Raw genomic sequence first — 11,545 nt, forward strand, 5'->3', positions numbered from 1 at the left:
CCCCTAAAAACCGCTAACATAGTAATTCAGATTGACAGATCATTTCACTAGAAAGCTACCTTATATGTTATGTACTAGCTCACCAGAGAGAGTAAAACTTGCCCATAACCGTCGGATTATAATCAATTAAACTTTACTTACTTTCGAGAGATGTAAAAAACGTTCAATCAATACTAAAGACTTAACGCTATACTGACAAAAAATTCACATTTTATGAATAGTTATTTAAGAATAAGATATAACGATTGTGCAATTAATCATCAACTATTGCTTATGCAACATAATTAACTACGACAAATACCTTGAAAAATAAATAAATCATCACAAGCTGAAAGGGCTAAATTTAAATAAATACCTAAACCAAAAAAACTGCATGACTACCCAAAAAATCATGCTAAAGAATATAGTTAGTCACAATGTTCAGTGGCGTTAAATTGTGTTTAGGTAGACCTTCTTACATTTAAATTATTCATCATAAAGACAACTCTATTACGCTCAACCCCATGTTGGCGACGTCACAATTTTATCATGTAGCTATTAAATCCATTTTACATAGGCTTATGAAGGCGAATAGAATACCCATATCACCAAGGTGTATTGACATAAACACCGTTTGCTATTTAACAGAAGTAGATACCATGACATTTCGACTGCCAATTATTGCGAGTATTATTTTACTTATTCTATTTTCAACTCCCGTTTTTGCCTTAGGCAAACTCAGTCACCAACTCGTTTGTCAATTATCTTATGATTTATTGCCTAGTAATAAACAACAAAAAATAGATAAGCTGCTTGCGCAATTAACAGACAAAGACAAATCACGTATCAATAGCTATAACCGAAATAAAAAAGCTCACAAAGTAACCTTTGCTGACAGTTGCACTTGGGCAGATGCCATTAAAAAAAATAAAGCTTATGATAGTTTTAAATCTTGGCATTATTTAAATATTGAAAGAACTAGTACTTTAGTGACTGAGAAAACTTGTACAAAAAACTGTATTACAGCAGCTATTCCATTTCATCGTCAGCAACTTATACAAGCTGAAAACGCCCAAGAAATACTTGAAGCATTAATGTTTTTAGGTCATTGGCTCGGCGATATACACCAGCCTTTACATATCAGTTTTGCAAGTGACTACGGAGGAAACCGCAATAAAATAACACCACTAGTTGGACGATGTGAGAACTTACATTGGTATTGGGATGAATGCTTAATGTATCCGATTGCCAAGAGTAAAGAATCATCAGATAACTTTGATTATCTCGCGTTTAAAACTGAAATATATAATCTACTGAGTGAACAGTTAACTTCTGCTCCAAAGCAGCGCTGGGAAAAAAGTAACACGCTTGATTGGGCGAATGAATCTTTAACCATTATTCGAGCAAAAGCCTTTAATTATTGCCAAATTGATGGCGAAAATTGTCTAGCAAAAGATCATGAGAAAATAACCATCACAACAGCATATCACCAACATTACCAAGCAATATTGCACGAAAGAATATTACAAGCGGCCGTTAGGCTTTCAGCAATATTAAATAAGACATTGTAAACTCAACTAGAATTATTGGACATAAAAAAACCAGTGTCTAGCACTGGTTTTTTCTTTTAAATAACAAGTTATTGTTACTTATCACCAACTTTTGGTGCTTCTGCTGGTTTCATAATTTCTAATAATTCAATTTCAAACTGCAACACTGAATTACCTGGAATACGTGGTGGGTTACCTTTTGGGCCATAGGCAAGATCAGAAGGAATAACGAACGTGTATTTTGAACCAACGCTCATTAACTGAACCCCTTCAGTCCAACCTTTAATGACTTGATTTAAACCAAACACAGCTGGTTGATTACGACTATAAGAGCTATCAAACTCTTCACCATTTAAGAACATGCCTTTGTAATGAACTTTAACGCGGTCAGTCGCAACAGGTTTTTCACCTTCACCTTCAGTAATGACTGAATATTGAATACCTGATTCAGTAACTTGAACACCTTCTTTTTTAGCGTTTTCTTCAAGGAATTTTTTTCCTTCGGCAATATTCGCTTCAGCAGCTATAGCGGCAACTTCTTGTTGTTTCGCTTTCATTGTTTGTTCAAGATTCATCATCAAAGCTTGAATTTCTTCTTTCTCAATCGCTGAATTGCCAGCTAGGCTATCTTTAAAGCCACGGAGCAATAATTCATGATCAAGTGACAAACCTAACTTTTCTTGTTCAACTAAGTTACGCTGAGTAAACATACCAATTGAAGCACCTAACCCATAAGCTTGCTTTTGCACTTCAGTGTCTAATACCGGCGCTTTTTCTTCTTGTTTTGTTTCTTGACAACCAATTACAGATACAAGGGCCAAGGCCACTAAAGTGGGTTTAAACAATTTCATTCATTTCTCCATCAAAATGCCCTGTTAAATAATTTTTATCATCAGAGCTAAATAGTCTGTGTATTACACATGTGCTAAAAAAGAACTTATACTAACGATAAACACCGAAAGAGAAAAGTAGAATATTTTGACGAATTGTAAACGAAGTAGTCTTTTCCTCTATGGCATCTTGATTAGTCTACTCATTTCTGCCTGTCAGCCAAGTGGGAAAAAACCATTAGAGCGATGGCAACATGCGGTAGAAGGGGCTTATGCAGCCAATATTTCCAATGATGGCAAACTCAGTGTCGTTTCTTCAATTCATCATGGCATCAGTTTATGGGATCTAGAGAAGAATGCTTTAAAGTTTAATTGGTCGCAACAGCAAAACACCGCAGACAACCTCGTACTTGCCACAGACATCTCAGATAATAACAGTCATGTCTTAACCGCCAGCCGAAGCAATTTTTCTTTATGGAATGCAACAACTGGCAGCTCTGAAGGTTATTGGCAAATTCAAGAGTCAAATATTAGAGATATCGCATTAGCGAATAATGGAAAATACATTTTATTAGGGTTGAGCGATGGCAAAGTCCTTCATGTAACCCCAACTACCGGCAGACGTATTGAATTTCTTGGGCATGATGAAAAAATAAATTCAGTGGATATGTTACCAAATGGTCGCATTGCGATTTCAGGCTCGAACGATTTTGTCGCGTATGTCTGGGACACACAAACAGGCCAAGTGATATATAGGTTTAATCACCCAAGCCGAGTCACTAAGGTCGCATTTGATGCGAAAGGACGCTATGCCTTTACCGCCGACAGTAAAAAGTCGGCAAACATTTGGGATTTAAAAGACGGCAAACTCATCAGTCAGTTAAAATATGCCAATAGACAAGAAGTATTCAGCTCCGTTCGTTTTTCACCTGACGGTCAATACTTAGTGACAGGCGCACCGTCGCGTAAAGTCAGTATTTGGCAGATAGCAACAGGTAAACGCCTTACTAGTTGGCGTGTTACCCCACGAAAAGATATTCGTCCGGCTGGGGCGGTTGTGTATAGCGTTGCTTTTAGCGATAATAATTTCATCTTAACCGAATCATCTTCAGGATTTGCAGAATTATGGCAAACGAACCTTTAGCTTCATCCATTGAAACCTTACAATCAAGCATTGAAGCGTTAGAGTCTAGAAACGCATTTCAAGACGACATTATCGAACAACTAAATCATGAGCTAGCGATTCATCAAGACGAGATCAGTAACTTAAAATCTCAACTAAAATTAATTGCCAACCGCATTAAAGACAATACGCCAAATCAATCAACAACAGAAGAAATAGAACCACCGCCTCCACATTATTAATATCTTTGCGCGTTATAGGATTTACATAATAGTCAAAATGCTTCTTTAAAGATGTTTCCCGTTAAGGCTTAAAAACGCCGATAACTTGTTCTAACGGTCGAACATCTTTAACGATATGTTCTTCAGGTTGACTCATTTGATCACCACAATTAACGCACGTGACTTTCTCAACATCATTTTCTTTTGTCAAAGCCATAGTATCAACGGCTTGACATTTAGGGCATGTAGCACCTGCAATGAATCTTTTTTTCATAGTTAACTTTTTGTTTTTTAATAAAGCGTGAATTATCGACATTTTACCTTGAATAACCCTATAAGGAAAAGCGACAATAGCGTCGAAAACGTTTCAAAAGGAAAATACATGATCACCGCAGTAGACTTAAGTTTAGATCGAGGCATCAAAAACTTAATAAAATCATCAAGCTTTACTATTCATCCTAATCATAAAGTAGGTTTAGTTGGCGCCAACGGCTGTGGAAAATCATCGTTATTTGCGGCATTACTCGGTCAACTTCAACCCGATAGTGGCGAAATCTCAATGCCAGCCACTTGGAAGATAGCAACCGTAAAACAAGAAACACCCGCACTTGATAAGTCAGCCCTAGATTATGTGATAGATGGCGATCAAGAATTTCGCGAGTTGGAAAAAAAACTAGCTCAAGCCCGAATTGATGATAATGGTAATTTAGAAGCAACCATTATTAATCAAATAGACACCATTCATGGTTATTCGTTACCTGCACGGGCTGGAGAATTACTGCATGGTTTAGGCTTTTTACAAGCGCAATTATCTCAACCTGTTAAAGATTTTTCAGGTGGTTGGCGCATGCGATTAAACTTAGCACAAGCGCTCATCAGCCGCGCTGATTTAATGTTGCTGGATGAGCCAACCAACCATTTAGATTTAGATGCGGTCATTTGGTTACAACGTTGGTTAAAGCGTTATACCGGAACTTTAGTACTCATTTCGCACGATAGGGATTTTCTCGACGATGTTATCGGTCAAATCTTACATATCGAGCAACAAACCGCCAAACTCTACTCAGGTAATTACACCGCTTTTGAACGTCAACGAGCAGAGCAACTTGCTCAGCAAGATGCTCAATTTCAAAAACAACAGAAAGAGGTCGCACACCTCACTGCTTTTGTCGACCGTTTTAGAGCCAAAGCCAGCAAAGCAAAGCAAGCTCAAAGCCGTTTAAAACGTTTACAAAAACTACCAGACTTAGCGCCAGCGCATGTAGATAGTCAATTTACCTTTAGTTTCGAAAAACCCGACTACATGCCTTATCCTTTATTATCTCTAGACGACAGTGTTTGTGGCTACAATGACGATGCCATCATATTAAAACATGCCAATATTTCTTTAGTACCGGGCAGTCGCATCGGCTTACTTGGCCGAAATGGTGCCGGTAAGTCTACCTTGATTAAATCATTAGCGGGTGACATCAAAATTTTGCAAGGAACACGCTATTGCGCCCAAGAGCTGAGAATTGGTTATTTTTCTCAACATCAACTTGAACAATTACACATGCCTTCCAGTGCGATTGATCATATTATTCGCGCAAAACCTGACTTTAAAGAGTTACAAGCACGTACTTTTTTAGGGCGTTTTGGTTTTAGTGGCGATCAAGCATTATCGCCAGTAAAAACTATGTCAGGTGGTGAAAAAGCACGTCTTGTGTTGGCACTTATTGTACTAGATAAGCCGCAATTATTACTGTTAGATGAGCCGACTAACCATCTCGATTTAGAAATGCGCCAAGCATTGGTGCTGGCCTTACAAGACTTTAATGGTGCTATTATCCTTATTGCCCATGACAGGTATTTGCTTGAATCTTGTGTTGATGAGTTTTATCTAGTGGCAAATGGCCAAGTAAGTGAGTTTTCGGGTGATATCGATGATTATCAACAATGGCTAAATGACGACAAAAAACTAACTCGCGAAACAACAAAAAATTCAGAAAAACTACCAACAGGAAATACAAGTTCGGTAGATAAAAAACAACAACGACAACAGCAGGCTGAATTAAGAAAAATCGCAGCGCCGCTAAAAAAACAAGCTCAGCAATACGAGAAAAAAGTCCAACAATGGCAAGCGAAATTAACAGAGGTGGAAAGCATTCTAGCCGAGAGTGAAATCTATCAAGCAGAGCATAAAACCCGATTAGCAAAATTAATGAAAGAACAAGGAAAATTAAAACAAGATATTGAAGAAAACGAGATGCTTTGGCTTGAACTTGAAGAAAAAATTGAAGAAATAATGTCACAACAATAGCGAACTTTTTTGATCAATTGCTACACTTAAGAAGAAACAAATGAACATTAAAAAAATACACAAAGGTGCTTTATGAAAACATTTCAATTAATAGCATTACTCATATCTTTTTCTCCTAGTTTTTTAGCTTTTAGTTTTGATGGCGATTTAGAACTAGGAATTTTTCAACTCAATAGAGGAGAATTTAAAGCTGCTATTGCTGAATTTGAACCTTTAGTAGAGGAAGAATATTCTCCTGCCCAATATCAAATGGCCTTGATTTATGAGAATGGCTGGGGCGTTAAAAAAGATCCACAAAAAGCCTTCGAGTTAATGAGTTTAGCTGCCGCACAAAACTACCCTGATGCGCTATTTAATTTATCGGTTATGTACAGTGAAGGTGAAATAGTTAAAAAAGATTTAAAAACCGCCTTTGTCTTAATGCAAAAAGCCGCCGATAAAGAATTAGCTAGTGCGCAATTTAATTTAGGTGTGATGTACGCCAATGGAATTGGTGTCGATAGAAATTTAGCCAAAGCTGCACGATGGTACGAAATGGCTGCTAGACAAAATTATACCTTAGCGCAATTTAATTTAGCGTTAATGTATTTTGAAGGCAAAGGTGTTAAGAAAAGCACGGAAATGTCATATGTTTGGAATTATATTGCAGCAAGAAGTGGCTATACCCCTGCCATTAAAAGCCGTGATATGGATGAACACAAACTCAGTGTTGAAGATATTCAAAAAGGCCGTGATCATGCGAATTCCCTGTATGCACAAATTATTGAACAAATTGATCTAAAAAATAAAAAGCGCTCTCTGCAACGTTATTAAGCCCAATTTATGTAAAAGAGTTAATACCGAACTACAGTCCGAAATCCCTTTTCGGACTGTAATACTTTCCATTCATCTCTTGATCTACATCACATTCTTTCTCCAGTTAATACGATAAAATACCCACATAACTTAAAAGGTTTTATTAAACATACTTGGAGTATCTTATGAATTTTTTTAATATGTTAATCAATGACCCCATCGTACTAATTTCTTTTATCGGCTTAGCAACCGTCATTGGCATTTGTAGTTTTTATGTGTATTACTTCATAAAAAACATTGAAGAAAATAATTAAATTTTAACGGTAGCTTGATGATTTATTGGCGATTTAACACAGTATTAACCAGCAGGGCGGTATAATTCTGTTTATTATATGAGCGATTCAGCGCGATATTTGCTATAGTTACTTAGATTATTTCGAACTACTTGTTGTAAATTTCAAAGGCGGTGACTATGAGTCTTTCTATTAACCAAAGCTCTTCAACATTAAGCTTCATTGAGCGCATAACAAAAGAGCGTGAAGAAAAAGATGAGCAACTTGCCTCTGGGAAACGTATTAATAGTGCTGCAGACGATGCTGCTGGCTTGCAAATAGCGAATAGATTAACCTCTCAAATAAATGGTTATCAACAATTAAGCATTAACTCACAAGATCAAATAAACATTAATAATGTACAATCTGGTCAACTAGCCTCTATTTCAGAAGGATTACAGCGAGCAAAAGAACTTTCCATTCAATCGGGTAACCCCTTAAGTAGCAGTGGTGCAATACAAGGTGAACTCGATCAAGTCACTGAACAAATTAATACTATTGCTGCAGAAGTACTTGATGACCCAAATTTTTTAGCCGGACTTGACGCAAGCGATCCAACGGCAACACAAGGGGCAATTGATACTGCTTTTGAAACCCTCAATAATACGGCGGCTACACTTGGAGCAGAGTCAAACGCTTTAGCAAGCCAAGTTTCTACCTATGAAACTAGCCGAGTCAATGTCAGTGAATCACGTTCACGTATTGAAGATACCGATTTTGCAAAAACCACCGCTGAAAAAGAAAAATTAGACACCTTATTACAAGCCACTATCATAGCGAAAAAAGATAGCGAAGCGCGAAAAGGTTTATTAATTAATCAATTAATTTAACTCGTCAAATCCCACTGATTCAATAAATACGGTGTATTTAAGTCTACTGAACAGTAGGCTTTTTTAATGCGAAACGTTAAACTTAGTATCGACACTAGCGACTGAAAAGAAACCGATATATTTATGATAATTCCATTCCAATCATTACCCTCTGAAACACTTAACGCCGTCATAGAAGCTTTTGTTTTAACGGAAGGTACTGAGTATGGACTACAGGAAGCAAGTTTAAGTGAAAAAATTGCACAAGTTAAAGAACAACTTGTGCAAAAAAAAGCGGTATTAGTTTATTCTGAACTACATCAAACGGTTAATATTTTACCGGCAGCGCAATTTGCAGAAAATCAGTTTATTGATGAGTAAACGTTAAAATAAAATTTACCGGAACACGGTGGGTGATACTAGGTAAGTTTGCCAACGATTGCAGTTTATTAATGCCTGCGATCAAATCAAAATCTTCAGCACTGATAATCAGAGGTGCTTGATTCACCACTAATAATTTGTCTGTGGTTAATTTTGTAATTAACACCTTTAAAGTAACGGTTTGTTTTTGACCATGTAAGTTAATCTCACCGGTAACATCGATATTTTCACTAGTACCGCTTGGTAAATTTGTTAACATTTTGGTATTCAATTGAGCAGAAAAAGTCGCTTTTGGAAATAGGCTTGTATTAAAGAGATGATCTTTCATACGTTGATCACGAATAGCAATATTTGTTGCAACGCTAGTTAAATCAATCGATAAATTAACTTGCCCTTGCTCAGTAATTGATGCTGAAAAGTTTTTAAACGTATGCGTCTCAACGAGATGTTCTTTTTTTACCGAAATAAAATTTATCGATGAATCTGCAGGTGTTAAGTGCCAATCAGCAAGGCTATAACAACTAAATAATCCAGCAATTAAAGCTCCAGTGATTGTTTTAAAGTGTGTGTTCATTTTTATCTAAACCTTTGTTGATAATAATAAAAAAATATAAGTTAGCGTACCGCTCGATGAGGTTTAATGATGTCCTGCCAAGGAATATTTTGATTCCCTAATGAGATAAAATCGGGGTTTAGTAAACTTTCACGTAAATTATACGATAACGCATTAAACTCACTGTCTAATATCGTTCCCCCGGCTTCTTCTAAAATACATTGGCTAGCGCCTGTATCCCATTCTCCGGTAGGTCCAATCCGTAAATAACAGTCAGCCTCCCCTTCGGCAATTAAGCAATTTTTTAACGAACAACTGCCTAAGGAGATATAGTTAAATTCAAAATCATCATTTAAATATTGACCCATTAAACTGAGCTTTTGCCGACGACTTACCGCGACATTTATTTTACGCTGTCCATCATAGGGCTTAACAGACATGCGCTGACAACCTTCCTCGCTTTCTTTAAAAGCGCCAGCACCTTTTTGTGCATAGTAAGTAAGTTGATGATCAGGGGCGTGGATCACGCCAATAACCGGCCAGCCATTTTCAACCAGAGCCACATTAACTGCAAAATCGCCACTGCCAATGATAAATTCACCAGTACCATCAATAGGATCTAATAACCAATATCTAGACCAGTCTTTTCGATCTTTTAACGGTAGCGCGCCGACCTCTTCTGAAATAATAGGAATATTTGGTGTTAAACGAGAAAGCTCCGCCATTAATATGTCGTTCGCGGCTATATCAGCACTAGTGACAGGGCTGTTATCTTCTTTAATTTCAGCCGTATAATCACCACGTTTATAATGCTTGGTAACTTGGACGCCTGCTTTTTTGCTACTTTCAAGAGCAATGGTTAATAGTTGATCTAGTTTCATTGCTCATCCTTTATTTTATCTCTTATTAACATTAACGCGGCAATACTACGTGCTTCATTAAAATCTGGTCGTGCTAGTAACGCTGCATAATCGGCTAATTTCCACTGAATCACTTCTAATGGCTCAGGTTCATCCCCTTCTAATCTTTCACAATACAGCTGTTTGGCGAAGAAAATTTCCATCGTGCCTGAGAAAAAAGCCGGAGCCATTGCCACGGTATGCAGCGATTCAAGCTGCTCTGCTCCATAACCTATTTCTTCTTTTAATTCTCTATTTGCAGCTTCCGCCGCTTGTTCACCAGGGTCTATCAACCCTTTAGGGAAGCCTAACTCATAACTATGAGTGCCGGCACAATATTCTTTCACTAATAAGATAGTTTCATCATCAATAAGTGGCACTATCATTACAGAGCCGCGCCCTGACCCTTCCATACGCTCATACACCCGCTCAACACCATTGCTAAACGTAAGATCAATTTGTTCGATGGCAAATAAATTACTTTTCGCAATTCGTCTGCGATCTCGGATCAAAGGTAAGTTGTTTTTTTCTGTCATAATTTTTGGTAAATCATCAAATAACTTCAGAACGCATTTTTATTATTAGATATAATACCTTAGATAACTTGTAATACTAGGAAAAATCTATGCTTGATTGGTCAAAAATTTCGACGGTTTTATTAGATATGGACGGCACAATTCTCGATTTACATTTTGACAATCACTTTTGGCTGCATCATTTACCTAAACGCTATAGTCAAGAGGCTAAATTATCTCTTGCACAAGCAAAAAAAAACTTGGTCAATCACTATGAAAAAGTCTCAGGCACTATTGATTGGTACTGCCTTGATTATTGGGCAGAGCAAACGCAACTACCTATCACAACGTTAAAACGAGAAGTTCAACATTTAATTCAATTACGTACTGATGCTCATGACTTCTTAGTCGCTTTAAAACAATCAGGACGTGAAATTATTTTAGTAACTAATGCACACCCTGAAAGCTTATCGCTAAAAATAGAAAGAACTCAATTAGATCGATACTTTGATGTTTTATATTCCACTCATGAGTTTGGTGTTACCAAAGAGTCACAAAAGCTGTGGCAACGCTTGCAAGCAAAACAACCATTTGAGCTATCCAGTACACTCTTTGTTGATGATAGTCTTGAAATTTTAGACTCAGCAAAGAAATTTGGTATTAAACATTTATTAGCAGTCGCCAACCCTGATAGCCAAAAACCGTCACGAATTATCAATAATTACCCTTCAATAACAGATTTTCGTGCGCTAGTTGGGGATATTATCAAGAATCCAATAAATTCAAGGCTTAAGTAAAGATCTAGGTTATATTTTTATTATGTCTGTACGTAAAGGTGCAAGTTTTTTAAGTATTCGGTTTTGTAATGGGTAACTTACTTGTGCTTGTTCTAACGACTGAACTAACAACTCTACTACTCGATTAAAATCCCCTTCCGTGATATTCATTCCAGTATGAATATCATGCATGCTGTCCCCTTCAAAAGTACAAGGTCCATCGGTAGCTTCACAAAAATGCTGAATAAAACCTTGTCTGAAATGATCAACATTAGCATCATAGAAATAGCCAATAATTTGAGCGTCTTTGGCAATGTTTTTAATAAAAGCATCTACAATTTGTTCCACTTTAGGGGCACCACCAAGTGCTTGATAAAGTGTTTCTTGATCGCTTGATAACGGTTGGTTGGCAGCAATGGGTTTATGATTACTGCATGCCGCTAATAAAGCACTGAGAAAAAGCGAGATAACAATTGGTTTAAT

15 protein-coding genes are annotated in these 11,545 nt (G+C 37.0%); 9 read left to right on the forward strand and 6 right to left on the reverse strand.

What is annotated here, in order from left to right:
• Positions 1-638 precede the first annotated feature (638 nt).
• Complete coding sequence (locus RM573_RS10130) at positions 639-1,550, forward strand: S1/P1 nuclease (RefSeq protein ID WP_311581233.1); 912 nt, start codon at positions 639-641, stop codon at positions 1,548-1,550.
• A 74-nt stretch (positions 1,551-1,624) separates the two neighbouring features.
• On the opposite strand, the gene bamJ is transcribed toward RM573_RS10130, so the two are convergent.
• Positions 1,625-2,380, reverse strand: coding sequence for a BamJ family beta-barrel-assembly machinery protein (gene bamJ, locus RM573_RS10135; RefSeq protein WP_311581236.1), 756 nt, complete (start codon positions 2,378-2,380; stop codon positions 1,625-1,627).
• Positions 2,381-2,507: 127 nt separating this feature from the next.
• Here bamJ and RM573_RS10140 point away from each other — a divergent pair, with 127 nt between their 5' ends.
• Together RM573_RS10140 and RM573_RS10145 are read left to right on the forward strand one after the other, a co-directional pair.
• Complete coding sequence (locus RM573_RS10140) at positions 2,508-3,503, forward strand: WD40 repeat domain-containing protein (RefSeq protein ID WP_311581238.1); 996 nt, start codon at positions 2,508-2,510, stop codon at positions 3,501-3,503.
• The gene (locus RM573_RS10145) at positions 3,485-3,724 is read left to right on the forward strand and encodes a SlyX family protein (protein WP_311581241.1); all 240 of its coding nucleotides are present in this window, start codon (positions 3,485-3,487) and stop codon (positions 3,722-3,724) included. Before RM573_RS10140 ends, RM573_RS10145 begins: the two co-directional genes overlap by 19 nt.
• Positions 3,725-3,785: 61 nt before the next feature.
• Here RM573_RS10145 and RM573_RS10150 read toward each other — a convergent pair whose 3' ends face one another.
• Entirely contained in the window at positions 3,786-3,977 is a 192-nt protein-coding gene (locus RM573_RS10150; protein WP_303455202.1) for a YheV family putative zinc ribbon protein, read from the reverse strand.
• A gap of 108 nt (positions 3,978-4,085) precedes the next feature.
• Here RM573_RS10150 and RM573_RS10155 point away from each other — a divergent pair, with 108 nt between their 5' ends.
• From RM573_RS10155 to RM573_RS10175, 5 genes are all read left to right on the forward strand, one after another.
• Positions 4,086-6,002, forward strand: coding sequence for an ATP-binding cassette domain-containing protein (locus tag RM573_RS10155; protein WP_311581246.1), 1,917 nt, complete (start codon positions 4,086-4,088; stop codon positions 6,000-6,002).
• A 72-nt stretch (positions 6,003-6,074) separates the two neighbouring features.
• The gene (locus RM573_RS10160) at positions 6,075-6,815 is read left to right on the forward strand and encodes a tetratricopeptide repeat protein (RefSeq protein ID WP_311581249.1); all 741 of its coding nucleotides are present in this window, start codon (positions 6,075-6,077) and stop codon (positions 6,813-6,815) included.
• 167 nt (positions 6,816-6,982) lie between these two features.
• Positions 6,983-7,111 carry a DUF3149 domain-containing protein gene (locus RM573_RS10165; protein WP_311581252.1) on the forward strand — a complete coding sequence of 43 codons (129 nt, stop codon included), beginning with the start codon at positions 6,983-6,985 and terminating at the stop codon, positions 7,109-7,111.
• Between the two features lie 158 nt (positions 7,112-7,269).
• Positions 7,270-7,959 carry a flagellin gene (locus tag RM573_RS10170; RefSeq protein WP_311581255.1) on the forward strand — a complete coding sequence of 230 codons (690 nt, stop codon included), beginning with the start codon at positions 7,270-7,272 and terminating at the stop codon, positions 7,957-7,959.
• 123 nt (positions 7,960-8,082) lie between these two features.
• Positions 8,083-8,319 (forward strand): YheU family protein, encoded by a 237-nt coding sequence (locus RM573_RS10175; RefSeq protein WP_311581258.1) that lies wholly within the window; start codon positions 8,083-8,085, stop codon positions 8,317-8,319.
• Here the strand turns inward: RM573_RS10175 and RM573_RS10180 are convergent.
• The 3 genes from RM573_RS10180 to nudE are packed head-to-tail and all read right to left on the reverse strand — an operon-like array spanning position 8,306 to position 10,307.
• The gene (locus RM573_RS10180; protein ID WP_311581261.1) at positions 8,306-8,893 is read right to left on the reverse strand and encodes a YceI family protein; all 588 of its coding nucleotides are present in this window, start codon (positions 8,891-8,893) and stop codon (positions 8,306-8,308) included. The genes RM573_RS10175 and RM573_RS10180 overlap by 14 nt on opposite strands.
• A gap of 41 nt (positions 8,894-8,934) precedes the next feature.
• Positions 8,935-9,753: a 3'(2'),5'-bisphosphate nucleotidase CysQ gene (gene cysQ / locus RM573_RS10185; protein ID WP_311581264.1), complete on the reverse strand. Its 819-nt coding sequence runs from the start codon at positions 9,751-9,753 to the stop codon at positions 8,935-8,937.
• Entirely contained in the window at positions 9,750-10,307 is a 558-nt protein-coding gene (gene nudE, locus RM573_RS10190; RefSeq protein WP_311581266.1) for an ADP compounds hydrolase NudE, read from the reverse strand. Before nudE ends, cysQ begins: the two co-directional genes overlap by 4 nt.
• An 89-nt stretch (positions 10,308-10,396) precedes the next feature.
• Between nudE and yrfG the strand changes: the two genes are divergently transcribed.
• Complete coding sequence (gene yrfG / locus RM573_RS10195) at positions 10,397-11,083, forward strand: GMP/IMP nucleotidase (RefSeq protein ID WP_311581269.1); 687 nt, start codon at positions 10,397-10,399, stop codon at positions 11,081-11,083.
• Positions 11,084-11,092: 9 nt separating this feature from the next.
• On the opposite strand, the gene RM573_RS10200 is transcribed toward yrfG, so the two are convergent.
• Positions 11,093-11,545, reverse strand: a complete 453-nt coding sequence (locus RM573_RS10200) for a group I truncated hemoglobin (RefSeq protein WP_432280240.1) — start codon at positions 11,543-11,545, stop codon at positions 11,093-11,095.

It is taken from the genome of Thalassotalea castellviae (assembly GCF_031846185.1).
In the GTDB taxonomy this organism is placed as follows: domain Bacteria; phylum Pseudomonadota; class Gammaproteobacteria; order Enterobacterales; family Alteromonadaceae; genus Thalassotalea_H; species Thalassotalea_H castellviae.